This window comes from Nocardia sp. NPDC059691 (assembly GCF_042733915.1).
Classification (GTDB): domain Bacteria; phylum Actinomycetota; class Actinomycetes; order Mycobacteriales; family Mycobacteriaceae; genus Nocardia; species Nocardia sichangensis.
Window position 1 is genome coordinate 326,679 of record NZ_JBHWFB010000002.1, and the last position, 25,942, is coordinate 352,620.

At 69.8% G+C, this 25,942-nt stretch carries 24 protein-coding genes and 1 pseudogene; 10 read left to right on the top strand and 15 right to left on the bottom strand.

Features of this window, described 5'->3' with window-relative positions:
* Positions 1-3 precede the first annotated feature (3 nt).
* Positions 4-831: a hypothetical protein gene (locus ACFV2O_RS05895; protein ID WP_379250488.1), complete on the bottom strand. Its 828-nt coding sequence runs from the start codon at positions 829-831 to the stop codon at positions 4-6.
* 295 nt (positions 832-1,126) lie between these two features.
* On the opposite strand from ACFV2O_RS05895, the gene ACFV2O_RS05900 reads away from it, so the two are divergent.
* Positions 1,127-1,657, top strand: a complete 531-nt coding sequence (locus ACFV2O_RS05900) for a hypothetical protein (protein ID WP_356963698.1) — start codon at positions 1,127-1,129, stop codon at positions 1,655-1,657.
* On the opposite strand, the gene ACFV2O_RS05905 is transcribed toward ACFV2O_RS05900, so the two are convergent.
* On the bottom strand, positions 1,658-3,952 hold the full coding sequence (locus ACFV2O_RS05905) for a helicase-associated domain-containing protein (protein WP_379250490.1): 2,295 nt from the start codon (positions 3,950-3,952) through the stop codon (positions 1,658-1,660).
* A 95-nt stretch (positions 3,953-4,047) separates the two neighbouring features.
* Here ACFV2O_RS05905 and ACFV2O_RS05910 point away from each other — a divergent pair, with 95 nt between their 5' ends.
* Positions 4,048-4,236: a hypothetical protein gene (locus ACFV2O_RS05910; RefSeq protein ID WP_039795086.1), complete on the top strand. Its 189-nt coding sequence runs from the start codon at positions 4,048-4,050 to the stop codon at positions 4,234-4,236.
* A gap of 83 nt (positions 4,237-4,319) precedes the next feature.
* Here ACFV2O_RS05910 and ACFV2O_RS05915 read toward each other — a convergent pair whose 3' ends face one another.
* Together ACFV2O_RS05915 and ACFV2O_RS05920 are read right to left on the bottom strand one after the other, a co-directional pair.
* Positions 4,320-4,955 (bottom strand): resuscitation-promoting factor Rpf1 domain-containing protein, encoded by a 636-nt coding sequence (locus ACFV2O_RS05915; RefSeq protein WP_355074971.1) that lies wholly within the window; start codon positions 4,953-4,955, stop codon positions 4,320-4,322.
* Between the two features lie 409 nt (positions 4,956-5,364).
* The gene (locus ACFV2O_RS05920) at positions 5,365-5,607 is read right to left on the bottom strand and encodes a hypothetical protein (RefSeq protein ID WP_355074969.1); all 243 of its coding nucleotides are present in this window, start codon (positions 5,605-5,607) and stop codon (positions 5,365-5,367) included.
* Between the two features lie 188 nt (positions 5,608-5,795).
* On the opposite strand from ACFV2O_RS05920, the gene ACFV2O_RS05925 reads away from it, so the two are divergent.
* Positions 5,796-6,215 (top strand): cold-shock protein, encoded by a 420-nt coding sequence (locus ACFV2O_RS05925; RefSeq protein WP_039795090.1) that lies wholly within the window; start codon positions 5,796-5,798, stop codon positions 6,213-6,215.
* Positions 6,216-6,469: 254 nt separating this feature from the next.
* On the opposite strand, the gene ACFV2O_RS05930 is transcribed toward ACFV2O_RS05925, so the two are convergent.
* From ACFV2O_RS05930 to ACFV2O_RS05940, 3 genes are all read right to left on the bottom strand, one after another.
* Entirely contained in the window at positions 6,470-7,051 is a 582-nt protein-coding gene (locus tag ACFV2O_RS05930) for a DUF2771 domain-containing protein (protein WP_355074967.1), read from the bottom strand.
* Entirely contained in the window at positions 7,048-8,982 is a 1,935-nt protein-coding gene (locus tag ACFV2O_RS05935; protein WP_379250493.1) for an MFS transporter, read from the bottom strand. Before ACFV2O_RS05935 ends, ACFV2O_RS05930 begins: the two co-directional genes overlap by 4 nt.
* A 92-nt stretch (positions 8,983-9,074) precedes the next feature.
* Entirely contained in the window at positions 9,075-9,848 is a 774-nt protein-coding gene (locus ACFV2O_RS05940) for a glutaminyl-peptide cyclotransferase (RefSeq protein ID WP_379250495.1), read from the bottom strand.
* Between the two features lie 47 nt (positions 9,849-9,895).
* Here ACFV2O_RS05940 and ACFV2O_RS05945 point away from each other — a divergent pair.
* A pseudogene (locus ACFV2O_RS05945) lies at positions 9,896-10,598 on the top strand (DUF3027 domain-containing protein); the annotation flags it as partial.
* Between the two features lie 1,417 nt (positions 10,599-12,015).
* The gene (locus ACFV2O_RS05950) at positions 12,016-14,865 is read left to right on the top strand and encodes a sacsin N-terminal ATP-binding-like domain-containing protein (protein ID WP_379250497.1); all 2,850 of its coding nucleotides are present in this window, start codon (positions 12,016-12,018) and stop codon (positions 14,863-14,865) included.
* Between the two features lie 6 nt (positions 14,866-14,871).
* On the opposite strand, the gene ACFV2O_RS05955 is transcribed toward ACFV2O_RS05950, so the two are convergent.
* Complete coding sequence (locus ACFV2O_RS05955; protein WP_379250499.1) at positions 14,872-15,489, bottom strand: TetR/AcrR family transcriptional regulator; 618 nt, start codon at positions 15,487-15,489, stop codon at positions 14,872-14,874.
* Positions 15,490-15,614: 125 nt separating this feature from the next.
* Between ACFV2O_RS05955 and ACFV2O_RS05960 the strand changes: the two genes are divergently transcribed.
* Complete coding sequence (locus ACFV2O_RS05960; protein WP_379250501.1) at positions 15,615-17,675, top strand: neutral/alkaline ceramidase; 2,061 nt, start codon at positions 15,615-15,617, stop codon at positions 17,673-17,675.
* Between the two features lie 9 nt (positions 17,676-17,684).
* On the opposite strand, the gene ACFV2O_RS05965 is transcribed toward ACFV2O_RS05960, so the two are convergent.
* A complete protein-coding gene (locus ACFV2O_RS05965; RefSeq protein WP_379250503.1) occupies positions 17,685-17,924 on the bottom strand; it encodes a DUF2530 domain-containing protein in 240 nt (79 codons plus the stop codon).
* Positions 17,925-18,040: 116 nt separating this feature from the next.
* Here ACFV2O_RS05965 and ACFV2O_RS05970 point away from each other — a divergent pair, with 116 nt between their 5' ends.
* Positions 18,041-18,478, top strand: a complete 438-nt coding sequence (locus ACFV2O_RS05970; RefSeq protein ID WP_379250505.1) for a MarR family winged helix-turn-helix transcriptional regulator — start codon at positions 18,041-18,043, stop codon at positions 18,476-18,478.
* Between the two features lie 49 nt (positions 18,479-18,527).
* On the opposite strand, the gene ACFV2O_RS05975 is transcribed toward ACFV2O_RS05970, so the two are convergent.
* The 3 genes from ACFV2O_RS05975 to ACFV2O_RS05985 form a co-directional block, all read right to left on the bottom strand.
* On the bottom strand, positions 18,528-18,755 hold the full coding sequence (locus tag ACFV2O_RS05975) for a hypothetical protein (protein WP_379250507.1): 228 nt from the start codon (positions 18,753-18,755) through the stop codon (positions 18,528-18,530).
* Between the two features lie 200 nt (positions 18,756-18,955).
* Positions 18,956-19,357 (bottom strand): YccF domain-containing protein, encoded by a 402-nt coding sequence (locus ACFV2O_RS05980; protein WP_355074951.1) that lies wholly within the window; start codon positions 19,355-19,357, stop codon positions 18,956-18,958.
* Between the two features lie 37 nt (positions 19,358-19,394).
* On the bottom strand, positions 19,395-20,597 hold the full coding sequence (locus tag ACFV2O_RS05985; protein WP_379250509.1) for a GNAT family N-acetyltransferase: 1,203 nt from the start codon (positions 20,595-20,597) through the stop codon (positions 19,395-19,397).
* A 111-nt stretch (positions 20,598-20,708) separates the two neighbouring features.
* Between ACFV2O_RS05985 and ACFV2O_RS05990 the strand changes: the two genes are divergently transcribed.
* Positions 20,709-21,512 (top strand): TrmH family RNA methyltransferase, encoded by an 804-nt coding sequence (locus ACFV2O_RS05990; protein WP_379250511.1) that lies wholly within the window; start codon positions 20,709-20,711, stop codon positions 21,510-21,512.
* Complete coding sequence (locus ACFV2O_RS05995) at positions 21,509-21,808, top strand: DUF2537 domain-containing protein (protein ID WP_355074945.1); 300 nt, start codon at positions 21,509-21,511, stop codon at positions 21,806-21,808. Before ACFV2O_RS05990 ends, ACFV2O_RS05995 begins: the two co-directional genes overlap by 4 nt.
* Positions 21,809-21,834: 26 nt before the next feature.
* On the opposite strand, the gene ACFV2O_RS06000 is transcribed toward ACFV2O_RS05995, so the two are convergent.
* The 3 genes from ACFV2O_RS06000 to serC form a co-directional block, all read right to left on the bottom strand.
* A complete protein-coding gene (locus tag ACFV2O_RS06000) occupies positions 21,835-22,578 on the bottom strand; it encodes a DUF6928 family protein (protein ID WP_379250513.1) in 744 nt (247 codons plus the stop codon).
* 274 nt (positions 22,579-22,852) lie between these two features.
* On the bottom strand, positions 22,853-23,890 hold the full coding sequence (gene sepH / locus ACFV2O_RS06005; RefSeq protein ID WP_379250515.1) for a septation protein SepH: 1,038 nt from the start codon (positions 23,888-23,890) through the stop codon (positions 22,853-22,855).
* Between the two features lie 210 nt (positions 23,891-24,100).
* Positions 24,101-25,225 carry a phosphoserine transaminase gene (gene serC, locus ACFV2O_RS06010; RefSeq protein WP_355074939.1) on the bottom strand — a complete coding sequence of 375 codons (1,125 nt, stop codon included), beginning with the start codon at positions 25,223-25,225 and terminating at the stop codon, positions 24,101-24,103.
* Between the two features lie 64 nt (positions 25,226-25,289).
* On the opposite strand from serC, the gene ACFV2O_RS06015 reads away from it, so the two are divergent.
* Positions 25,290-25,928, top strand: coding sequence for a hypothetical protein (locus ACFV2O_RS06015; RefSeq protein ID WP_355074937.1), 639 nt, complete (start codon positions 25,290-25,292; stop codon positions 25,926-25,928).
* Positions 25,929-25,942 lie beyond the last annotated feature (14 nt).

Genomic DNA, 25,942 nt, shown 5'->3' on the forward strand with positions numbered 1-25,942 from the left:
CCGTCAGTCGTCCCCGGCGTGCTGCCTGGCCTTCGCCAGCCTGCGTTCGGCTCGCTCCACCTGACGGCGCGCCGCGTGCAACTCGTCCTTCGCCGACCGCTCGGCCGACTTGCAGAACTGCCGCTGCTGTTCGGCGTGCTCGAGCTCGTCGCGCAGCGCGGCGACGCGTTCCTCGGCCGAGGACAGTTCTCCGGTCGCTTCTTCGAACGCGGCCCCTGCCGAATCCTCCTCGGCACGGGCGGTTTCGAGCGCCTCCGCGGCCTCCCGCAGTTCTCGGCGCGCGCTGTCGTCGGGCTGCCGCGCGGCCGCTCGTCCGGGCCGAGCGGCCGGTTCGGGCACCGCGAGCAGACCCGGTCCACTCGGTCCGAAGCCTTCGTAGCTCGCCGCCGTAGCGAGTGTTCCGGCGCGCAGCCGATCGGCCACCTCCGGATCGGCGAGTGCGGCGGTCAAGGTCTGGCCGATCTCCCGGACGACGTTCTCGCCGACCGGATGCCCGTGTTCGGCGGCGAGCGCCCCCGCCTTCTTGGCGAGGGCGTTGACGAGTTGCTGGCGCTGCGCGGTCAGGTCGCGCAGCTGTTCGGCCGAGAGTTCTCGCTGCGCGGCGGCCAGCGCGGCGGCCAGCCGCAGCAGGGCGGCCACGTCCTCGGGCGCCGCCCTGGACAGCAGGTTCGCCGCCCACGCGGTCAGGGTGGGTTTACGCAGCTTGCCGATGGCGGCCGCCAGTTGCTTGTCACCCGACTGCTTCGCGGCGGCCGCCCGGTCGGCGCGCGCCGCGACGAAATCCGCGGGCGCCAACCCGTACAGGTCGCGTGCGACGTCCTCGACCGTCATACTGCCCAAGCGTAACGACTCGGTCTCGGGCGACGACACACTCCGCATACCGGACAAGAGTCCAGTTGCATGAAATACGCGAAAGGCGTTGCTAGTGAATTACTCTGCGTTCTTCTTGCTCGGCCGTCTGCTCCCCAGCATCCTCGGTTACGCGCTCATGGGGCTGTACGGCACGCACAGCATCTAGGCCGCCCCCGTTCCAGGTCGCCCGCGGGCTGATGCGGCCGCTCAGGTCGTGCGGGTATCCTCACCGCGTTCACGAGCACGTGAACGTTTCGGTGAGAGAGGTTTTCAGGTGAAGTTTCCAGGAACGAGGTTGCTGGCACGGATCGTGCTCGCCCTCGTCGCGGTGGCCGCGGTGGTGGTCACGGTGGCCGGCTGTTCGTTGATCGAGGACGCGGGTAAGTCGGACACCGCCAAGGCCAAGGCCGGCGACTGCATCAACGTCATCGAGGGCTCGGCGGTCGACTCCAAGACCGAACCGGTCGACTGCTCGTCGGACAAAGCCGTGTACAAGGTCGCGCAGTCCTACGACAAGAAGACCGACTGCGCCGCCGACTACACCTCCTACGAGGAGACCCTGGCCGGCGGTACCACCGCCTTCCTGTGCCTGGCCCCGAACTTCAAGGAAGGCAGCTGCTACAACGAGAGCAGCACGACCGGATACAAGCACGTCGACTGCGCTGCCTCGGACGCCACCTTCAAGGTGCTGAAGCGGATCGACGGCAAGGCCGACGAATTGCTGTGCGACCAGGATGCCGACGGCTTCCGCCTCATCGAAACGGACCCGAAGGTCACGTTCTGCACCGCCAAGCCCAAGGGCTGATCATTCCAGCAGGGCAACCGACGCGATCCGGTGCAGCGTGAAGTGCCGGACCGCGCCGGTGACCGGGTCCAGCGCGTCCAGCTGCCCGTTGCCCACCTTCAACGGCTCCACCACCCGTTGGGAGGCGACGCCTTGGGCGTCGACGTAGCCGATGTTCACCGACCGCCGCACCCGTGCCGCGAGCTGCAACAGAGCGAGGGTGGCGGCGGTATTGGTCCGCGTGCCGTCCGTGCGTACCGCTTGACCGGACCGGGCACTGGCGGCGCGTTCGCCCGCGCGTAATTCCGTGACGAGCAGTTCGAGTTGTTCGGTGCTGGGCGGTGTCGGCCGATACGGCTGCCGTGCGACGGGCCGCACCGAGATCCGCGCGCCCCGCGGCCGCAGATCGACGATCGCGCCGCTCGAGTCCTCACCCGCGGGCGCGAAACCGGCCGCGCGCAGCTGCTCGAGCAGTTCGCCGAGCGGCGCTTGGGCGATGGCGACGGTCGGGGCGATGGATCGCAGCGCCAGCGCGCTCGCCACCGGCGCGGACAGCACTTGGGCCAGTAGCGCCGGGTCGTCACTGCGGATGAACGACTGGGCCATACCCGCGCGCAACTGGCCGTGACGCCGGGCCACGTCATCGATCAGATAGGTCAGTGCCTGCGGGATCGGCGTCCGGGAATGCGCGGCGAACAGCGCGTGCAGCTCCGCCGCCGTCAGCCCGGCGTCCAGCGCGCGCCGCACCGAGGACTCTCCGATCCGGTATACCGTTGCGGCGCCCGCGGATTCGACGTCGGCGACGAGGGCGACGCGACGCTGGAGATCGGTGGTCAACGGGCCGGGTGCGATCACCGTGAGATCGGCTTGCACCAGCACGTGGTCCACCGGCTCCGGCAGCGCCGCCTCCATCTCCGCCTCGGCGTCGGCCACGCTGGTCGGGGCCGCGTGCAGCAGCGCCCGCGCCGCCGAGCCGAGCGCGCCGCGGCCGATCAACCCGAGCGCCGCCGCCTCGGCAAGCGTCTGTTCGACCACCTCCGGCCGGAAATTCCTGCGCCTGCGCGGCTGCCGCCAGGCCAGCACCCGGCCGATTTCCGTTGGGGCCAGCGCGGTGCCGGACGGGTATTCCGCCAGCAGGGCGAGGATCGCGTGCCGGTCGCGCGGCGCGGTCGGGGTGCGCAGTTCCAGCGACAGCGCGGCCAGCGGTTTGTCGTTGGCGTCGCGCATGCCGATCATCCACGGCATCCGATCCAATTCGAGCCAGGTCAGTCCGAGGGCGGCCCAGCGCCGGGCGGGCGGCGCTTCCAGCCAGGCGTCCACCAGTGGCGTCGGCGCCCAGAAGTCGTCGGTCGTCTCGAAGTCCGGTGGCGGGTCCGGCAAACCCTTCTCGATCAATTTCGCGGCCGCCAGCAGCTCGACCAGCAAACCCGCCCTCGGCTCGTCGACACCGACCTGCTTGGCGATGCGGCGCAGCTCGCGCACGCCCAGGCCGCCCGCGCGCAAGGCGGGAGCCGGGGCATGGCCGAGCACCTCGAGCACGGCCGCGCAGTGCCGCAGCAGCTCGCCGACCTCGCCCGCCGCGACCGCGTTCACATCGGCGGGCGGGTATTTCGCCGGCTCCGGTCGCGGCGGCGTCAGGGCATGCGGGTGGGTGACCGGTTCCCCTCGCAGCACCTGGCCGACGGTGACCGGGAGTTCGACGGTCTCGTCATCGATCCAGTGCAGCAGCCTGCGCGCCAGCAGCCGCTGGATCGGCCGCTCGGCCGGAGTGCCCGGTGCGGCGTCCTTGGTGCGGCCACGAGGCCCTGTCGCGGCCAACTTGTCCAGCAGGGACCGTTCGGCGGGCGGCAACTCGGGCAGCGCCGCGACCACCTCGGGTTCGGTGAGCGCGTCGGGGATCTCGGTCGCGGTGCCGATCGGCCACGGCAACGCCTCGGCGGCCGCCGGAATCAGGTGCAGTCCCTGCTCGGCGTCGATCCAGACCAGCGCGCGAGCGGTCAGCCGCTCCAGCGCCTCATCGATCGCGTCGGCCGGCACCCGTTCGCTCAATTGCACATGCAACTCGGCGCGGCGCAGCGGGCCGCCGTCGGTGCGCGTCACCCCGTGCATCGCAAGGGTTTCCACGATGGCGAATTCGAGGGTGTTCAAGTCCTCCGTGGCGCGCAGCACCGACGCGCGCTGTTCGACGCGGGCGGCGAGCACCGCCATGGCGGAGGGCAGCGGGACGGCCAGGTCGGGCCGAAGCTGCAGCAGCGTCACGAGCTGGGCATCACTGCGGGCACCGAGCCATCCGGCAAGGGAGTCGGTCACGGTCATCCGATCCAGCCTACGATGCTGGGCGATCGCCCGCCGACGTCCGGAGCTACGGGCTGCGGCGCATCCTGGTTGAGCGGCCGGGCTAGCATGGGGCCGTGGTGAACAAATCGAAGAAATCCTACGTCGACAACGGCTGGCCGAAGGTCGCCGACGGTGACCACGCGGTCACCGAGCTCTCTTCGGCCCGATCCGGTGGTCTCTCGCCCTACGGCGAGGACACCGAGTTCCCGGTCCCGGCTGAGCAGTTGCCTTACATGCACCCGAACACGGTGATCAACCGCTGAGCGCGCGACCGGAACGTTCTCGGCTACGGAGAAGGGCCCCGCATCCACGTTGATGCGGGGCCCTTCTTGCTGAAGCCTTCGGGTCAGGAGGGGAGCAGACCCTTGTTCGCCTCGTAGAAGTTCACGATCGCGGGGTCGAGGGTGACTCCGCTGGACTTGGCGGCGTTGAAGAAGTCGAGAGCTTCCTTGGGCACCTGGACGCCCTGGCTCTGCACGACCTCGAGAGCGCGGTCGACGGCCGAGAAGATCTGCTGCGTGTCGGCAGGCGCGGCAGGCGCGGACTGAGCGAGCTGCGGCGCGGGGTTCCAGCGCGGGGTCTCGGCGGTGGCGGGCGCGGAGCGCGGGCTCGGCGCGCTGCTCAGGCCCAGCTTCGAGGAGCAGGAGGGCCAAGCGCCCCAACCCTGCGAGGCGAGCACCTTCTCGGCGACCGCGATCTGCTGTTCACGGCTGGCCTGGTTGGCGCTGGCGGCGTATTCCTGACCGCCGTGGGCGCGCCACGTGCTGGGCGAGAACTGCAGCCCGCCTTGGAAACCGTTGCCGGTGTTGATGCCCCAGTTGCCGCCGGCCTCGCACTGAGCGAGTCGATCCCAGTCGGAGTCGGGTGCCGCGCTGGCGTTGCCTGCGAAGGCCACACCGGCGGTGCCGATGATGGCCCCGGTCACGGCAACCTTGGCTACCGTGCGTCCGGTCGAGCTTGGCTTGCGATGGCGTCCACTCATATCGGGTTCGTCTTCCTCTCGACGCACCTGCGACATCTTCGGTTCTGGTTCGGACTGAGAGGTCGTCCGTTCCGCCCTCGCCCCTACGTTTCCGTCGGGGATCCGGTACCCGCGGGGCGAGGCTCGGTGCGGCGGGCCGGTGGTCGCCGGGGGTGCCCCGGCTGGATAAGACCGTACGACGAACCGCGGGAAAAATCACTATTTGGTAACCGGCGTGTACCAACGGGTCTCGACCCGATATCGGACCGGGGAGAAGGCTTCATGCAGCTAGAGGCGCCGCGGTCGCGCCCCCGACCGGTCGTCACCGCTTCGTGATCTACTCGTAATGTGATGAGGATCACACACTGGAGTGGGTAACGATCGCATCGGGTAACCGGTTCGGTGTCGGATCGGAGATGATCACTCCGCTTCAGCGCGACCGGCGGCCCGAGCGCAGCGCGAAGACGAGCGCGAGCACGAACCCCAGCGGCGCGAGCATCGCCCCGAAGTAGAGCCACAGCCCCGGCTCGCCGTCGGTCAGCAAGGGGATCGCGAAAATCGCGACGATAGCCAGCAATCCCAGCGCGAACACGGAGAGCGCGAGTTGCAGCAACCAGTCGCCGCGCCGCCGTGGGGCGCCGCCGGGCGGGGTCGGAGCGGAAGGGTTCGTCACGGTTCGACGGTAAAACTGATGTGCTTGCGTTATTCGCACCGGGGTAGACTCGATAGCAATCGCGTCCTGCAATCCTGCTGGGCGCGTTCTTTTCGCACAGGAAAAGGGCCGGTCGCGCGACCGGCCCGGTAGACGGATGTGCTCGGGCCGTAGGGGTCCGAGTTTTCGATGATGAACGGGTGAGCGCAGTGCCGACCGGCAGGGTGAAGTGGTACGACGTCGAAAAGGGCTTCGGCTTCCTTTCCCAGGACGAGGGTGAGGACGTCTACGTGCGCTCGTCCGCGCTGCCCCAGGGCGTCGAGGGCCTCAAGCCCGGCCAGCGCGTCGAATTCGGCATGGCCGCAGGCCGTCGCGGCCCCCAGGCGCTGAGCCTCAAGCTGCTCGAGGCGCCGCCGTCGGTCCGGCAGGGCCAGGAACGCAACGCGCGCAAGGAGCCTGCCGCGCGCAGGCACACGCCGGACGAGCTGCACGGCATGGTCGAGGACATGATCACCTTGCTCGAGGCGAAGGTGCAGCCGGACCTGCGTAAGGGCAAGTACCCGGATCGCAAGACAGCGCAGCGCATCTCGGAGGTCGTCCGCGCGGTGGCGCGCGAACTGGACCACTGATTCCGCTCGATCTCGCTTCATCCGGGCGGCCGTCGGGCCGAATTCACTCGAGGTAGGCGTTCGGGGCCGCGGAGGTCAAGGGAAGCTCGGGTGCCGGACTTCTGACGCCGATCGTTCGTGGCCGTCCATCGGTGGATTCATCCGGCCCGCAGCGGGTTTCGGGCGAGTCCTGCCCTGCCACCGTGCAGGCGCCGTGCGCTCGGACGCGCACCGGCGTCTGCGGAGTCGGCGAAAGACGTTGCGTCCGATACTCGCTACGCCGTGCTGATCGACCAGGTGGCGTGCGGCACGTAGAACTCCCGGCCCGTTTCGTCGCGGGCGAGGATCGGCAGCTGGAACTCCACGCCGATGAGGCGCAGGTCCGGCTCCGGTTTGGAATCGATGGTGAGGGCGAAGGCCCGGTCCGGGTAGTCGTTGCGGCTGATCACCTGGTCGACTTTCTCGCCGTTCGGCAAGAGGTAGACCAGTTGTGCGAGCCAAGGCGCGTCGGCGACCTTCTTCGGAAGCGACAGCTGCAGTGGGTAACCGGCGGGCACTTCCAGATCGACGGTGCGGCCACGGTGGCAATCCGGCGTGTCGGGCCCGCAATTCAGCGTCGTGAACACCGTGCCGGGGACATTGTCCTCGGGCAGGATGCTGCAGTCCTGCATGGTCACCGAGCAGTAGCTGAACGGCCGCACGGTGACCGTCTTGCCGTGTGCGTAGGCGGTGAGGGTGACGTCGGGCTTCTCGGCGTCGTGGACCAGCACCGCCAGCACGCCCACGAAGGCGACGGTGAGCACGAGCAGTGCGACCGCGGCCAGCGCGGCGATCGTGCGTGCGTTGAGCTTGCTCACCAGATGGGGTCTCCTTGCCCTCGTCGAAAGCGTTCGGCGTCACCGCCGCGCGGCGCCGGGTCCTCCGCCCGAGGCGCGCTCGCCGGATATCCGTGCGGCCGGGTCGTCGGCACCTCTTGCTCCGCGTGCTGGGGACGGTTGCCGCCGAGGCCGGGCAGTAGCGAGTGGCCTCGGAAGCTGAGGAAAGTCTGCACCAAGCCGAGGACGAGTATCACGGTGACCACCGCGAAGCCCTTCCAGTAGTCGGTCGGCAGCAGCACACCGGCCGCACCGCCGACGACCCAGCTCAGTTGCAGCACGGTCTCCGACCGCCCGAAGCCGGAGGCGATCGACTCCGGCGGCAGGTCGTCCTGGATCGAGGCGTCCAGCGACACCTTGGCCAGCGCGCTCGTCCCCGCCGCCACCAGGGCCGCGGTCGCCGCGCCGAGGAGGTTGTCGGCGAACGTCGCGAACAGCGCCACCAGCGCGCACGCCGCCGTGCAGCCGAGCACGACCAGCGAGGGCTTGCCGAGTTTCAGCCGGGCGCCCGTCGCATTGCCCGCGAAATTGCCGATGGCCGCGGCCGCGCCGACCGCACCGAGCATGAGGGCCTGCTGCGCGGGCCGGTGTTCTGTCGCCTTGGCGACGAACGCGACGTAGAAGGTGAGGAACCCGGTCAGGACACGAATGGCGCTGTTACCCCAGAGCCCGGTCACCACGGCGCGGCCGAGCGGTTGCCTGCGCTTGCGCGGCGGGATCGACGACTCCGCGCCGGACGAGAGCACCTCGGTGCGCGCGTCGGCGCCGTGATAGCTCAACGTCGCGGGCACCTCGCCCTCGGTCACCTCCACCCAGGAGGGGATGCGCAGACTCAGATACGTCCCCCCGCAAGCGATCAGCGCCGCGAAGACCAGTGCGCCGTTGGAGCCCGCGATCGCCGCGGCCAACCCGGCCAGCGCTCCGGCGCCCATGGTGCCGCCGACCAGCCCGAACACCGTGAGGCGGGAGTTGGTGCGGACCAGATCTATGTCCGGCGGCAGCACCCGGGGGGTGACCGCGCTCTTGAGCACGGAGAACGATTTGCTGCCGATCATCATGCACAGCGCGAGCGGATACAGCGCCCAGGTGTCGAACTGGAAGACCAGCACCACCGCGACCACCGCGCGCACCGCGAACGACGTCGCCAGCGCGAGGCGGCGACCGCGCTGCAGGCGATCGAGCAGCGGTCCGATCAGCGGGGCGATCACCGCGAACGGCGCGATCGTGATCAGCAGGTACAGCGCGACTTTCGTCTTGCTCTCCGCGGTGGCGCTGGCGAAGAACAAGGTGTTGGCCAGCGCCACCGCGATGGCGGCGTCCAGGGCGAAGTTCGCCATGGTGGCGTAGGTGAGCGCCGTGAGGCCGGACTTGTCCGCGCCGTCGGCCTTGGCCGCGCGCTGGAAGGTCGCGATGCCTTTCTCGGTGAGTTCCCTGCCGCGCATGGCTGCCACGCGGGTGACCGTGAGTTTGCGCGGCATCCGCCGCGCGCCGGCGGCATCGGGGCTCTCGGGTTGCCGGCCCTGATCCTGCGCGGCGGTCTCGGGATGGTCGCCTTCGGCGGGGGCCGGTGTTTCGCTGTACCGGGGCGGCTCCGGACGGTGCGGGAAGACGTGCCGAGCCGCGCGGTCGGAGGCCTTCGGCTGCTCGGCGTCGGGCCCGACCGGGAGCGGCTTGGTGGGCGGAGGCTGCGCGGGCCGTGGCGGGTCGCGTCGCGGGCTCGGCGGCGGTCCCGGCTGGTCATGACGCTCGGCGGCGCGTCCGGATCCCGGTCCGAGCGGTGGTAGCGGCCTGCGGCGCCGCGGCCCGTTGGGTGGCGGATATCGGTCGAAACCGGGATGCCGATCGAACGGCGGGACCTCCTCGCCTTCCCGCCGATCACGGTCGGGACCGGAAGGTTCGCGGGGAGTAGTCACGACTCCAATTCTGGCGCACTCTCGGGCCGGGTGTTCACGCGCGCTCCGGGGTGGCGGCGGAAAGTGATCGTCGTCGCGACCCGCGATCACGCTCAGGCGGGGGCGAAGCGGACCTCGAACATGGTCGGCCAGTTCTTGCCCGTGATCAGAAACCGGTCGGTGCCGGGCAGTTGGGCGATGCCGTTGAGGGCGTCGGCGCCTGCCCGTGCGGTCGCGGGGAGCAGACCGGCGGCGTCGGCGGTCGCCAGCACGGCGCCGGAGTCCGGGTCGATGCGCAGGATCGTGTCGGTGGGCCAGTCGTTGGCGTAGACCGACCCGTCCGCCGCGCATTCGAGCTCGTTGAGGCGTGCGCCGTGGTGACTGTCGAGCTCGACCGAGCCGGTAGGGGCGAAGGTGACCGGATCACGGAAGGTGAGGCGGTCGGTGCCGTCGCTCATCACCAGCCGTCCGTTTGCGGCGCACAGACCCCAGCCCTCGCCGTCGTAGCCCACCCGGCCGCGTTCGGCGAGCGTCGCAGGGTCACGGGCGATGGCCACGCCGTCGTGCCAGGTCAGCTGCCAGAGCGTGGCGCCGGCGAGGGTGATGCCCTCGCCGAAGTACGGGGCGGGCAACTCGGTTCTGGCCAACTCCTCCCCGGTCGTGAGCCGGGACGCGCGCACGCCGGACGCGCCGACCAGCCCGGTGCCCTCGTAGAGCACGTCGCCGTCGACCTCCAGGCCCTGGGTGAACGCCTTCGTATCGTGCGGCCGGGTGGCGATCACCTCGATGTTCATGCTGGGTGCCTGGTCCGCTACGCCGCCGCATCCACCCACGATGAGCAGACCGACCAGCACACTGATGGCCAACGCACGCCGATTGCGTTCCATACGGCAAAATGTAGGCCGTGAGCGCAGTTTCTGTTTCGGAGTCCGGCGTGCGGCCGATTCTGGCCGATGCCGTCGATTTGGCCCGCCGTGCGCTCCTGGAGTTGGAACCGTCGGCCGTCGGCGCGCACCTCGGCGTGATCGCCGAGGACGAGAGTGCGGCGACCCACCGATTCGAGGCCACGCTCCCCGGTTACCGCGGGTGGCAGTGGGCGGTCGTGGTGGCCGCCCCACCCGACGCCGACCACGCGACGGTCAGCGAGTCCGCGTTGCTGCCCGGGCCCGATGCCTTGGTCGCGCCCGAGTTCGTGCCCTGGGAGCAGCGCGTCCGCCCCGGGGATCTCGCGCCAGGGGACCTGCTCGCCCCGCCCGCCGACGACCCGCGGCTGGTGCCGGGCTACGTCGCCACCGGCGATCCGGTGGTGGACGAGGTGGCCTACGAGGTCGGTCTCGGCCGTACCAAGGTGATGAGCAGGGAAGGCCGCGAAGAGGCCGCCGAGCGGTGGTACACCGAACACGGACCCGACTCGGAGATGGCCAAGGCCGCGCCCGCCACCTGCGGGACCTGCGGCTTCTATCTGCCACTCGCCGGGTCGCTGCGCGCCGCGTTCGGTGTCTGCGGTAATGCCATGGGCGCGGACGGGCGCGTTGTCCACGTCGCCTACGGCTGCGGCGCGCACTCGGATACCGAGGTTCCAGCCGGTAACGGGTCGCCGCTGTTCGAGGCGTACGACGACGCGGCCATAGAGGTGATCTCGCTCGAAACCGCCGACTCTCGCGTGGCCCCGCAGGGCGCCGACGAAGCGCCGACAACCGAGGACATTGATCCGCACGGTGCGGCCGCCGAGAATGTCGCGGTGGCCGCCGACCCGGGAGTCGCCGAAGACGCAGCCGTGGCCGGGGATGCCGCCGTGGCCGCTGCGCCTGCTGGAGACGTCTCGACCGGCGAGGGTGCCGCGGTCGTCGAGAAGGCTGTGGACGTGCGGGCTCCTGCGGTTTCCGGGGAAGCTGCCATCGCGCCGGAGGACCGCTCCGAGACCACTGCCACGACCGGCGAGCCCGCGTTCCGCCAGGATGCCGCACTCGGTGAGCGCGCCGCGGTGGTCGAGGAAGCCGCGGCGATCGGGCACGAAGAGGTCGCCGAGAACGCTGCGGTGGCCGAGGATCCAGTCGTCGCGCGAGATGCGGTTTTCGCCCGAGACGACGCCGCCGCGATCGCCGCCGGCGGCGAGCATTCCGGCATCGCGGAAGCACTCGCGGCTGTCGAAGGTGACGAGGCGAAGGAGGACACCGCCGCCTCGGAGGAAAGCACCACCGTCGAGGACTCGGGCGCGACCGCCGGGCCCGCGGGCAGCACGGCGGCTACGCACCGCGATGTGGTCGAGTTCGTCGAGGTCAGCGCCGCCGAGGTCGGCGAAATCGACGCCGCCGCCGCGTTCACCGAATCGAGCATCCCGCCGGCCGTGCGCGCGACGCCGAGCGTGGACGATGCCGCCGAAGCATCGACCGGCCAGGAGCCCGCCTCTGCCGACACGGTTGCCGGGACGGTCGCGGATGAGCCGAGCGTGGCGACGGACGACGCAGCCACCGGTCCGGCTCTCGGAACGGACGAAGCGGCGGACGCCGGTGAAAGCGGTTCGGATGCCGCACCGGTCGATACGGAAAACGCCGATGCCGTCACGCGTCCCGCGGTGGCGACCGATCGCGAGGCCGGTGCGGCGGAGTCCGAGTCGGCCGAGGCTGGCACGACGGGATCACTTGCACCCGGGGTAACGAGCGGTGATGCGTCGCCGGGTTCTGACGATCGGTATGCCGTCGACCCACGCGCGACCGAACCGGACGCTGTCGAGTCGAGCGAAGCAGCCGGATCGAGTGACGCGACGACGGACGCCGTCGAGTCGACCCCGGTGCAATCCGTCGCAGCCGATCCGGATGTGGCCGAGGCTTCCGACGCCGTGTCGCAGGCGCACGAGCCCGCATCGTCGTCCCAGGCGGACACGCCTGGCGCACCGGAACCCACCGCTACGCCGGTCGCCGATGACGCCGAGGCGCGATCCGAGTCGGGTATCGCCGACGCTCCGGGTTCCGAGGCACGGCCGGAGTTCTGGTCATCGCCGCGGAACTGAGCGACGCCGCCGACCCGTTCGGCACTTCGGCGCTGCGAGCGGCGGTGCTCGCCGCATGGCGTGATTCGCCGACGCGGTTGCGTGAGGACGCCGCTACCGAGAACGACCTGGTGCGCGCGGGCTATCGGGACCGCTTGCTGACCGAGTTGGCGCAGAATGCCGCCGACGCCGCGCGCAAGGCGGGCGTGGACGGCGCCGTCGTGGTCTGGCTGGACGGTCGTGACCTGCACGTCGGGAATACCGGTGCGCCGCTGGACGTCTCCGGTGTGCACGCGCTCACCGCATTGCGCGCGTCGGGGAAGTCCGACGGCGGGACCGTCGGTCGATTCGGTGTCGGTTTCACCGCGGTGCTCGCGGTGAGCGACGACATCGAGCTGCGGTCGGCCTCCGGGTCGCTGTGGTTCTCGCGTGCCGAGACTCGGAATGCTCTGCACCGCAACGAGATCCGTTTACCTGCGGTCGATGCGGGCGAATTCGCCCCACCGGTGCTGCGGTTGGCCTGGCCGATCGAGGCGCGACCAGCGGACGGTCTCGACACCGAGGTCGTGCTGCGGCTGCGCGCGGACGTGGACGCCGACGCACTGCTGGCCGCGATGCGCGCCGAAGCCGTCGATCTGCTGCTGGAACTGCCCGCCCTGCACCGCATCCGGATCGGCACGGACGAATTCGTCAGCAGTGCCGAGGACATGGGCGACGGTATGCACGAGGTCTATGTCGACGGCCCCGGCAGCGAACAGCGCACCTGGTGGCAGTACCGCGCGCCGCGCGCCCGCTGGTTGCTGCCGGTGCGTGACGGCAGGCCGGTGGCCGCCGCCCCCGATGTGCTGCGCGCGCCGACCAGATCGGACGAGGAACTGTCCCTGCCCGCCTTGCTCATCGCCGACATCCCGATGCAGCCGGATCGGCGCAGGTTGCTGCCCGGCGCGCGGCTCGGCGAACTGGCCCGCGGCTACGCGGATTTCGCTCGTGCTCTTCCGCCACGCGACCGGCTCGTGCTGGTACCAACGCCCGGGTTCGCTCGCAGCGAGGCCGATGGCCTGCTGCGCGAAGCGCTGCTGCGCGAATTGCAGACGCGTTCTTGGCTGCCGGTAGTCGCCACCCACCGGCACGCCTACCCGGAAGGCCTAGGCGACCCCGAGCCCTTGACCGCGGACCACCTCGGGTCGGGCACTCCCGCTTTTCCCGGCGCGGACGACGAACTGCGGGGCCGAGAATCCGGTGCCGTCGCCGACGTCGAAGCGGGGAACATCGCCGTCCCCACCCGCGCGTACGTCTTGACCGGTCTGACCGCGGAATTGGCCGAGCTGCTCGATGAAGTGGTCGGTCCCCTGGTGATCCCGGACCTCTCCGGACGGGCACACACCGAGGCCATGGGCGCGCTGGACGTGCACCGGCTCGGATTGGCTCGGCTGGCGGAGTTGTCCGGGGGCTTGGAGCGGCCGCCGAGTTGGTGGCGATCGTTCTACGCGGCGCTCGAACCGTTCGTGGTGGATCCGCTCGCGGCGGAGGAGTTGGGCGCGCTGGCGGTGCCGTTGGCCGACGGCAGACTCGTCACGGGGCCGCGCACCGTGGTGCTGGACGATCAGCTCGAGGTCGCGATCCCGCTGCACTGGGCCAGGCTGGCGCATCCGGAGGCCGCGCATCCCCTGCTGGCTCGGCTCGGCGCGCGGTCGGCCACCGCCGAGGATCTCCTGACCGACCCGGGCTTGCGCGCCGATCTGGAGGACCATCCGGGCGACCCGGACACCGCTGATGCCATCCTGCGTCTAGCCGCGCATGCCGACCGGGAGGCCCTGTCTTCCTGGCTGGGGCTGCTGGAATTGCCCGACACCGAAGGTGACTCGCGGCCCGCCGACGAACTGCTGCTGCCCGGCGCGCCGCTGCGCGAGCTGCTGGTGCCTGATGCGCCGTTCGGCACCGTCGACCCAGAACTGGTCGAACGCTACGGCGCGGACGCGCTGCGCGCCGTCGGCGTCGGCTGGGATTTCGGTGTGATCGTCGAAGCCGATCCGACTGGTCCTGACCACGATCTGGACGACGAAGAGCACTGGTGGTCCACGCTGCCGGACGATCCGCCCGAGCTGGTCGCCGTCCGTGACCTGGACCTGATCGATGACGCCGCCTGGCCGGAAGCGTTGCGGCAGTTGGCCGGGTCGCCGCGCACCCGCCGCCTGCTCACCGACACCGACGGCTACACCGCGTGGTGGTTGCGCCGATACGCGCGGGTCGACGGCACTCCGCTGGGACTTCTGCGCCATCCCGCCGACACCGACTTCGACGGTCTGTTACCGGCGTTCGCCGTCGCCGGTGTCGACCCGGACGCTTGTCGCGCGATTCTCGCCGACCCCGCGACGATCACCGACGAGTTGGCCGCCGCTTTGTTGGAGGCGCTCGCCGACACGTCGAGAACTCCCTCGCCGGAGGTCGTCTCCCGCACTCATGCCCGCTTGGCCGCCGCTGTCGCCGCCGGCCTGCTCGACCTCGCCGACCTGCGGCCACCCGATCGCGTGCGCGCGCTCACCGGCGCCGTGGTCGATCCGGAAGACGCGTTCGTCCTCGATCGACCGTGGTTCGGCCTGGCGGTGCCGCCGGATCGATTGGTTGTCGGCGACGCCGGAACGGCCTCGTCTCTGGCGGCTCTGCTCGATCTGCGGCTGGTGTCGGAGGCCGTCACCGGCGAGGTGGTGAGCGTCGGACGTCGCACGACCTGGGCAGCGGAGCCGCTGGGAGTCGTGCTGCGGCAGCTGTTCGCTCTGCCGCCGCAAGCGGGCGAGCTGGTCGTACACCACGACCTGACGGTGCGGTTGAGCGGCGCGATTGAGGCCACGGTCGCGGTGCCCTGGTGGCAGACCGGCTCGGCCGTGCACGTCCGCGCTCCGAGGCCGGGTGGCTGAGCTCGGCTAATGCGCCGCGTACCCCGTGAGCATCTCGCTCAGCAGATCGAGCTGCCCGCGCACGCTCTCGCTGTCGTTGTCCACCAACCAGCGCAGCACCACACCGTCGATGACGTTGAGCGTGAACCGGCTCAGTGTCTGCACCGGGACCGACCAGGTGTTGCCGGTCGCGTCGCGCGCGTGCTCCAGGATGTCGGCGACCGTTGAGTCGTTGAAGTTGTACTGCTCGCGCGCGATCGCGAGTTTCGCCGGGGTTTGTTCGCCCTCGCGCAACGCGTAAGTGGTCGTTTCGTAAGTGAGCAGTTGTCGTTCCGGAGTGGCTTCGATGTTCAGCCACATCAGTTCCAGACCCGCGCGGATCAATTTTTGAAGGGCTTCTTTTCCACTTCCGACGTCCTGCCAAACCGTTTCGTTCGCGTCGACGGAATCGCGCAATTCCATCGACAACGCTTTGACCAGCTCGGTCATCAGCGCGTCCTTGTTTTCGAAACAGTAATGCACCACACCGAGCGAGACGCCGGCCGCCTGAGCGACATCACGCGTGGTCACGCCCGCAACACCCTTTTTCTCGGCAAGGCCGATCGCGGCCTCGATAAGGTGGGCCCGTCGTTCTTCGACGCTCAATCGGGAGGACACCCAAGGGAGTTAAGCGCCCACGGCTCGTGCAGTCAATTCAAGGGTGGAAAAAATCTGGACTGGACGAGTGACCAGTTGTGTGGTTCGCTGCATCGGGACAGAAGGAGACGGGTATGCCGGTGTCACGCCGAACTGTTCTGACTCGGACGGCGATCGGGTCCGCCACGCTCGCGGCCGCGACGGTACCCGGGATGAGCGACGCACTCGGCGTTCCGGCGGCCGCCGCACCGGATTCCGGCGGTTACGAGATCGGTGTCGGACTCTCCGACATCACCGGCCCGGCCGCCGAATGCGGGATGATGGGCTACTCCCAGCTCGAGCAGCAGACCGCGGGCATCCACCTGCGCCCGCGGGCGCGGGCGTTCATCATCGGCGGCGCGGGGCGGCGGATCGTCTTCGTGGTCGCCGAGAACGGAATGATCTTCCAGTCCGTGCACCGCGGCGTGCTGACCGAACTGGCCCGGCGTTTCGGCGACCTGTACACCGAGCAGAACGTCCTGCTGACATCGACCCATTCGCACGCGACCTGCGGCGGCTCCAGCAACGACTACGCCTACAACCTGTCCATCCTCGGTTTCCAGCAGCAGGTGTACGACGCCGAGGTCAACGGGATCGTCGAGGCGATCGCCGCCGCGCACGCCGATCTCGGCCCCGGCTCGCTGTCCCTCGGCCGCGCCGAGCTGCACAACGCGAGCGTGAATCGGTCACGCGTGGCTTGGGAACTCAATCCGCCTGCGGACAAAGAGCATTTCCCGGATGCCATAGACCCCGCCGTGACCACTCTCGTCTTGCGCAAGGGCGGGCGAACGGCGGGGACCATCACCTGGTTCGCCACGCACAACACGTCCATGACCAACACGAACCGATTGATCAGCTCGGACAACAAGGGCTACGCCGCGTTCTCCGCCGAGCACATCGAGCACGGCGTGCGTTACCTGGACGGCAAGCCCGCGTTCGTCGCTGCCTTCGCGCAGACCAACGCCGGTGACATGTCCCCGAACCTGAACCTGCGCCAAGGCTCCGGTCCCACCGAGGACGAGTTCGAGAACACCCGCATCCTAGGCGAGCGGCAGTACACGGCGTCGAAAGAGGCGGTGGCCCAGGCCCGGTCGATCTCCGGCCCGGTCGACGGGACGCTCTGCTACATCGACCTGGCGGACATCGCCGTGGACGGCCGCTTCACGCCGGACGGCATGCCGCGCCGCACCGCACCGGCCGCGGCGGGGGTGTCGCTGATCGCGGGCAGCGTCGAGGACGGTCCGGGACTGCCCGGCGGCCCGATCCCGGAGGGCGTGCGCAACCCGTTTATCGAGTCGCTCGGCGATCCGGCCCAGCCCGCGCCGGTTTGGCTGGCGGACGCGCAGGCGCCGAAAGCGATCGCCGTGCCGTTGGGCCTGCTGCCTCCGGTGCCATGGGTGCCGAATGTGGTGCCGATTCAGCTCGTTCGCATCGGCGAGCTCTATCTGGCCGCCGCGGGCGGCGAGTTCACCATCACGTCCGGCCTGCGCATTCGCAAGGCTGTCGCCGCGGCGCTGAGCGTCCCGCTGGAGCAGGTGCTCATGCAGGGATACGCGAACGCCTACCACGAATACGTCACCACGCCAGAGGAATACGACTCCCAGCAGTACGAGGGCGCTTCGACGCTGTTCGGCCGCTACACGCTGTGCGCCTATCAGCAGGAGTTCACCCGTCTGGCTACGGCATTCGCCGCCCGTGGACCGGTGCCGCGCGGCCCGGCCCCGCGCGATGTGTCCCAGCTGCAACCGAACTTCCAGCCGGGCGCGGGTCCGGACGCGGCCGCGCCGGGTCGCGACTTCGGTGACGTGCTCGTGCAACCGCATCCGTCCTACGGTCCAGGAGACCAAGTGCTGGCCGAATTCGTCTCGGCCCACCCGAAACACGACAATCGGCGTAACGGGACGTTCCTGGAAGTGCAGCGCAGGAATGCTTCCGGCGAATGGGTGCGGGTGGCCAACGAGGGCGAGTGGGCGGTGAAATACCACTGGAGCAAGCGCGGGCTCGCCGAGTCGGTGGCCCGGTTCACCTGGGACATCCCTCTCGACGCCGAGCCGGGACGCTATCGCTTCCAGCACTACGCCACCCGTCTGGATCCCGGCGGCGCGCTCTACCCGCTCACCGGCACGACCGACGAATTCGAGCTGGTCCGAAGGTAACCAGGCCGGCTACAAGCCCGTCTGCGCGCCCTTGTCCCCGCGCCGCGCGCCGCGGCGCTGAACCAGATAGATGACCAGTCCGATCAGCCCCACCACCAGGCCCATCAGGCAGACCGGACGGGCCGACGCCCACCGGTCGCCGCCCGCCCACACCACCACGGTGGCGATCAGCCACAGCGCGCTGCCGACCGCGAGCACGGGGCGCGGGTCGGTCAGGCGCGGCGGAAGCTGCGGGACTTTCTGTGTCACGGGTCAAGCCTAATCGGCCCGGCTCGGAGGAGTCCGCCGCCCGCGCGAAGACGAGGTGGCCGCACCATGGCGGGAAGCCGCGACCGGCCGCCCTCGGTCCCGTATCGTTTGCCACTGTGACAACGCCATCGGATGTCAGAGCCCTTGCTGGTGAGCTCTCGCTGGCGGTCGTTCGACTGACGCGACACCTGCGCGGCCGTCGTGCCGACTCGCAGATTTCGCTGACTCAACTCTCCGCGCTCGCCACGCTGGCGCGCGAGGGCGCGATGACCCCGGGGGCACTCGCCGCCAAGGAACGCGTCCAGCCCCCGTCGATGACCCGCGTCATCGCCTCGCTCACCGACCTCGATCTGGTCGAGCGCAATCCGCATCCGACCGATGGCCGTCAGATCATCGTCTCGCTGTCCCCGGCGGGGCGCGCGCTCATCGCCGACGAAGCCAGCGCCCGCGAGGCATGGATGACCGAGCGGCTGTCGACGCTCACCGAGGACCAACTCGTCGTGCTCACCCGTGCCGTGGCGATCATGAAGCAGATCGTCGCGGAATCCGAGTAAGCGCCACGGCCGCAACGGCGTTCGTCGGGCACGCCGCCGACGGAGTGGGTCAGCGCTTGGCTTTGATGATCCCGGCGCCCCACCACAGCAGGCCGCCCGCGATGGTCAGGCACAGGACGAAGGCCGGATAGACCAGAACTCCGTAGTCGTCGGCCCATCGGGGCAGGCGCGTGAGCTGGGTGGCCGCGCCGATCAGCAGCAGCACTCCCAGAGTCACCGCGATCGGCGCGAGTGGCGCGGTGTCCGAGTCGGCCCGGCGGGCGGTTCGGTCGGTCATGTTGGAGCCCTCCGTGCGGTCGGCTCGGCGCCCGCTCGGGACGCTGTGGGCACTGGAAATAAATCAGTTACCTTCTAGCTAACCTTCGCATGGAGGTGTGATTTCGTTAACACACTGTGATGCGGATCACAGTGTCGTCGCGAGATGGCGCAGCTCTTCTTCCACGGCGTCGAGCGATGGAAACCCTGGTGGACCTGGCGCTATTGCGCGCCGAACGGCCGATCGCTGTCCACGATCTCCCGCCCCAGGGGGAACAGCGAGATCGGGATGAACTTCAGGTTCGCCCAGCCGAACGGAATGCCGATGATCGACAGGAACAGCGGAATGCTGGTGAGCAGATGCCCGAGCGCGAGCCACCACCCCGCGACGATGAACCAGATGATGTTGCCGATCAGCGAGCCCGCGCCCGCGCCCGGCTTCTCCACGGTGGTCCGGCCGAACGGCCACAGCACGTAGGCGGCGATCCGGAACGACGCGATGCCGAAGGGAATCGTGATGATCAGGATGAAGCAGATGATCCCCGCCGCGATGTAGCCGAGCGCCAGCCAGAATCCAGCGAAGACGAGCCACAGGATGTTGAGGATCAGCTGAATCGGCTTCATGAGACCAGCATGCCAGCCCGCGGCCCGCCGCGCGTCGTCAGAAGAACCAACCGAGCATCGCGTCCCGCTCCGCGCGGAAGGCGCCGTCGAAGGTACGCAGCTGCGCGGCGTCTTTCGCCCGCAACCGGTTCGCCGCGGCGAACACTCGCGCGGGATACGCGCCGAGATACATGCTGCCGAGCACGTCGATGCCGAGCCCGATATCGGCCGCGCGATCGGTCGGCTCGCATTCGGCCTCTCCGTTCCGCACGCGCAGTGCGTACGTGCCGCCCGCGTCCCGGAAGGGATCGGTCACCTCTAGCGTCACGTCCAAGTCGCTCGCGTAAGCGCGGGCTGTCAGTGCCGCCGGGACGTCCATCAGGCGCAGCCACAGCCCGTCGTAGCGGGCGGTGGTGCGCACCAGGCGGGGATCGGTCAGCAGATAGGGCAGCGGGTCGTGGTCGGTCAGCACGGCATCCACCCGTCGCACCAGATCGAGTCCGAGCAAGGCCCGCCACAGGGCCGCGTGTGCCTCGGCCGTGACCGTCCGCATCTCGGCGACTTCCACCGTCCGTGCCCTGCCGTCCGCGTGGTACCGATACAGCGCGTAGCCGTCGGCGTGCAGCAGTCCGAACAAGGTGGTCCCGCCCTCCCGGTAGCGTTGCGGATCATCGAACACGATGTCCCAGGCCGCCGCAGGACGTACTTGCGCGCCGGGCACCAGCCTGCGCCATCGGTCGTAGATCGCCTCCGCCGCCGCGCGCAGCTCGCTCGGCGGGCGCAGCGTCACACCGCCGGGATCGGGTGCCGAGGGGAGGAATTCGGCGAAGCGCCGCTCGATGCCCACCGCGTTCTCCCGTGTCGCGGGACCGTAACCGAATCGGCCGTAGATGCCGCCCTCGCTCGCGGTGAACATGGTCAGAGGCAAGCCGTCGGCCTCGACGCGCCGATGCTGTTCGGTGTACATGGCGCGGAGGATGCCGCGCCGCCGGTGCGTCGGTGCGACGCCGACGCCCGCGATGCCGCACACCCGCACGGTCCGCTCGCCGGGCACGGTCACCGTCATGGTGGTGGACTGCGTGTGCCCGACGACCTCTCCACCCTCGACCGCGACGATCGAGTTCTCCGGCGGGAACAGCAGCGGATTCGGGTCCACCTCGGCCGGGTCGTAGCGGGTGCCGAACGAGGTCTCCACCAGCGTCGTGATCGCGGCCGCGTCGTCCGCGGTGGCCGACCGAATGGTGATTCCCGGCAGGGTCATGCCTCGACCATCCCACGCCCGCGTACCTGCCCGCACCGCATTTTCGCCGTCCGCGACCGCGCGGCGAACACCGATTCGGACCCGGCCGCGGCGGCCCGGCAGGATGGAGCGGTGGCCGAAGTGATCGACATCGATGACCCCGCCGACCCACGGGTCGACGACTTCCGCGATCTCAAGTCGGCCGATCGCAGGCCCGATCTACCCGGGCGCAAAGGGCTGGTGATCGCCGAGGGCGTCGTGGTGGTCCAGCGCATGCTCGATTCGCGTTTCGCGCCGACCGCCCTGCTCGGAGTGGAGCGCAGGCGCGCCGAACTCGCCGACGACTTGGTGACCGTCGACGTGCCGTACTACCGCGCCACGGCCGAGGTGATGGCCGAGGTGGTCGGATTCCACCTCAACCGCGGCGTGCTTGCCGTCGCCCGCCGCCCCACCGATCTCGGCCTGGACGAGGTGATCGAGAAGGCGCGCACGGTCGCGGTGCTCGAAGGCGTCAACGACCACGAGAATCTCGGCGCCATGTTCCGCAACGCCGCCGGGCTCGGCGCCGACGCGATCCTGTTCGGCGACCGCTGCGCCGACCCGCTGTACCGCCGCGCCGTCCGGGTGTCGATGGGACATGTGCTGCGCGTGCCGTTCGCATCCGTGCCGGATTGGCCGGATGGTCTGGATATACTGCGGCGCAAGGGATTCCAGATCATCGCCCTCACGCCCGACCCGGCGGCGGCGAATCTGGCCGCGGCGATGACGGGGGAGCGGGTGGCGTTGTTGCTCGGAGCCGAGGGACCGGGACTGACCGAGGAGGCCATGCGGGCCACCGACGTCCGCGCGCGCATCCCCATGACGCCGGGCACCGATTCGCTGAATGTGGCTACCGCGGCCGCGATGGCGTTCTACGAGCGGGTGAGGACGGCGTGACCGGACCGTACCGGCCGTATCCGTCCTACCAGGACCCGACACCGTGGGGCGCGGGCCTCACCGTGGCGTTCCTGGTGGCGCTGCTGTCGGCGGTCGCGGTGTACGCCTTCGGGGCCGCGCTGGCCGAAGTGCATCCGTTACTCGCGGTGGCGGTGAATCTGGTCGCGGCCGGCGGCGCCGCGCCCACCGCATGGCGTTGGCGTTTCGCTCCGGTGACACGGTGGGTGATCGGAGGCGGCGCGGCGGGCGTGCTGCTCGGGTGGGTCATATTGCTGCTGGGCGGACTATTCGGTTGACACTCCCGGGCCTCGGGGCGACGCGGCTAACCGACGGGGTCATGTCCGCGCAGCCAGCCGAACAGGCCGCGCTTGCGCGAGGTCGTGTGCGCCCCGCCGTCGGCTGAGCCGCGCAGCCCCGAGGTGGGCAGCTTGCCCTTCGGGTGCAGTGCGAACTTGCAGATAGGTATGTCCCCGGGGCCGAGCGCGCCGGATGCGGCGGCCCCGCGGTAGTGGAAGCCCAGCCATTCGTTGTTGGCCGCGTCGGCGAAGTCGGGCGGATCGAACGGCAGCGACTGAGGGTCGGGCAGTTCGCCCGCGCGCCAGCGCACCGGATGCTCGCCGGCCCAGTAGGACCGTTCCCATACCAGCGGAAGTCCCTCGTCCTCCAGGATGTACACCCGGGTCGAGCTGAACGACCTGCGGAACTCGCCGCGCTCCCAGTGCGCGAACGCGCCCCAGCCGTGCTCGACGTCGAACGACACCAGGTAGGTGTGCTCCGAGGCCAGCGGACGTACCAGCAACTCCGGGATCTCGGTCGGGTGGATGCGCGCGGCCTGGGCCGAGCACAGCACCGTCACGCCCGGAAAGCAGCCGATGCAGACCTCGTCGATCGCCGGGCCCGCGCAACCAGCCAGCGTGCCTGCCAGGATCGGCCGCACGTCGCGGTCCTGGTGCAGTTGCTTCGCCAGTGCCAGTGCGGCTTGGGGGTCCGGGTTGTGGTTCGCGCGCAGTACCGCCAGGGGGTCCGGTGCGTCGACGTACCAGAGCGACCAAGCCTTGGACAGCATTCCGGCACCTCCCGATAGTCGCACGAATCGAACTCAGCGAACTTCGAGCAACGCGCGAAGGCATAGGCCGCGGCATCGCTGCGGTCACCGTCGGCGCTCGTCGTCGACCACACCGAAATCTACTCGCACCGCACCGGCCTCGGTGCGGCTTCGCACCACGAACGCCGGTTCGTGACCACTGATTTCGCGCGCTTACGCGTCCGCGATGGACACCTGGAACCGCGCTGACGTGACTGATCGGGTACGACGAAGACCCGCGGTGGCGGGGCGGCGCTCAGTGACCCGAGCTGCGTACCCCGAGCAGTACGTCCTCCCAGGACGGCATCGGGGCCTTGCCGCGCTTGCTGCGCGTCGGCTTCGCCGGAGCCTTGGCCGCGGGCTTCGCGGGCTCCTCGGGCGCGGCGGGCGTCGGCGCGGGAGTGTCCACGGTGGCGGCCGGTGGCACGGCGGCACCGGCGGTAGGCGTCGCGTTGGCGGCGGCCGCGGGAGGCGCGGGAGGCGTAGCCGCGGCGGGCGCCGTGGCGTTGCCCGGCGGGATCGCGGCGGCGCTGCCACCGGCCGCGACGGCCCGCTGTTCGTAGTACTCGTCCAGCGTCGGCTGGCTCTGTCGGCTCGCGGTGCGCGCGGGCGGTGCGGCCGGGGCGGGACGCGATTCGGCCACCGGCTCCGGCTGCGGCGGCGCGGGCTCGGGCTCCGGAGGCACGATCGTGGCCAGTCCGCGCAGCGCGCGTCCGAAATCCGGATCGATCAGATCGGAGGCCGGGTCGTCGAGCGGAGAGACCGAACCCCCGTGCGCGTCGGGCTGGTAGCGCCAGTGCGCGGCGATCTCGGATCGTCCGTTCTGCCACTGCAACTGGGCGACCCAGTAACCCTTCTCGTCCTTCCAGGCGTCCCATTCGGCGCCCTCGATGTTGTGCCCGCGCGCGGTGAACGCGGCGGTGACCACATCGATGAGGATGTCGACGGCGGGACCGTCGGGACGGACCGGGTGGGCCTTCTGGGCGAGCTCGGCGGCGCGGGCTCGCTCCAACAGCACCGGATAGGCGAATCGCTCGACGCGACTGGCCGGCATTCCGGATTCTTCGGTGACCTGTTCCACTGAGGCCCCTGCTCGAATACGGGCCTGGATATCGCGGGGACGCATAGTTGCTTCCATTTCGATCTCGATCTGGCCGAATCGGGCAAGGTCTCCGCGCGCGGCGGCTCGCAGTTTGTCGTCGGCGGGCAGCCGGAACTTCTGACCGGACTCGGTGTCGATACACACGATGTGCGTGGAGTCGGGCGTCACCCCGATCACTCGAAGTTCACGCACCGTTACCTCCTTATCGCGTCGACTCGCGACACCGCCCACTTTCCGAAACAGTAGTGCACTTCTGAGATTCATGGGGCAGGACACGCGGCACGGAAATCTCCTCGGAGACGTCCGTGCCCCGCTAATCTGCTCTGTTCGTTCCGCTATGGCTAATTCTGCGGCGTGTCGATCCCGGGCGTGTTGCGCACTCCGGACCGAAATAGGCGGCGCTCAGCCGAGATTCTGCACGACCCAGTCGATGGCGCGGGTCAGCTGGCTGACGTCGTCCGGATCGATCGCCGGGAACATGCCGATACGCAGCTGGTTGCGGCCCAGCTTGCGGTAGGGCTCGGTGTCCACGATGCCGTTGGCGCGCAGGATCTTCGCGACCGCGGCCGCGTCGACCGAGTCTGCGAAGTCGATGGTGCCGACGACCTGCGAGCGGTGCGCCGGGTCCGTGACGTACGGGGTGGCGTATTCGCTCGACTCCGCCCAGGAGTACAGGCGCGAGGAGGAGTCGAGCGTGCGCTTGACCGCCCAGTCCAGGCCGCCGTTGTTGTTGAGCCACTCGATCTGGTCGGCGAACAGCAGCAGGGTGCCCAACGCGGGGGTGTTGTAGGTCTGATCCTTGGTGCTGTTGTCGATCGCGATCGGCAGCGACAGGAAATCGGGCGTCCAGCGGCCCGACGCCTTGATCTCCTCGACCCGCGCCAGCGCGGCGGGGCTCATCAGCGCGACCCACAGGCCACCGTCGGAGGCGAAGCACTTCTGCGGTGCGAAGTAGTAGACGTCGGCGTCGGTGATGGTCACCGGGAGGCCGCCCGCGCCGGAGGTGGCGTCGATGGCGATGAGCGCGTGGTCCGAGCCCGCGGGACGTCGCACCGGGATGGAGACGCCGGTGGAGGTCTCGTTGTGCGCCCAGCCGATCAGGTCCGCCGACGGGTCCGACACCGGCTCCGGCGCGCTGCCCGGCTCCGCCGAGACCACGATCGGGTCACCGATGAACGGGTTGCCCTTGGTGACAGCGGCGAACTTCGAGCTGAACTCACCGTTGGTCAGGTGCAGCGAACGCTCCCGGACCAGGCCGAACGCCGCCGCGTCCCAGAAAGCGGTGGTGCCGCCGTTGCCGAGTACCACCTCGTAGCCGTCCGGCAGGCCGAACAGCTCGCGCAAGCCGGAGCGCACGCGCGCCACCACGTCCTTGACCGGCTTCTGCCGATGCGAGGTTCCGAACACCGAGGCGCCGACGTTCACCAGCGACTGCAGCTGCTCCGGGCGCACCTTGGAGGGGCCGCAGCCGAACCGTCCGTCGGCGGGCTTGAGGTCGTCGGGAATGGTCGGAAACGCAGAGGTCATGGCCAACAGGGTAGTCGGTGGTGTCGCTGTGGCGACGCCCACACTCCGGCTAACGTAAGCGCCCATGAGCATGCCGTCAGCTAACTCGGGGTGGCGCCTGCGCCGGCGGGCGCGGAATCTCCGCCTGCGCGGCGCGACGGTCTCGGACGCGATGCGGCGGGAGTTGTTGATCCGCGGGGAAGCGGGAACCGCGACGATCCTCGGCGTGCGTCCGCGCCGCACCGAACCGGGACACGTGTTCTGGGTCCGCGTGCAGCTGGCCGGCGAGTTCCCCTACGAGAGCCGGGTGCGGCAGCGAGTGCCGGACGCGGACCTGGAATGGATGCGGCCTGGTGACGTGGTGTGCTGCCGGGTGGACCCGCGCGACCGCGATCGCCTGGTCCTGTACGTGCCCGACCTCGAAGAAGCGGGCCGGGCGAGCATCGCGAAGATCCTCGCCGACGGCCGCCGCGCCGACGCCACCGTGCTCGCCGCCGCGCCGGTCGCGGCCGACTACTCCGGTCGTGACGACCCGGTGCTGCGGCTGGACCTCGAACTGCGCGCCTGGGACGAACCCAAGCCGTGGCGGGTACGGCTGGTCCAGCCGGTGCCGCTGCACGCCCTCCGGCTGGTCGACCTGGGCAGGCATCTGGAGGTCGCCTTCTTCGAAGTGGACCGCGGCGACACGGTCGCCGTCGACTGGGTCGCCTCGCTCGAGGAGTAAACCTCTGGCGAATA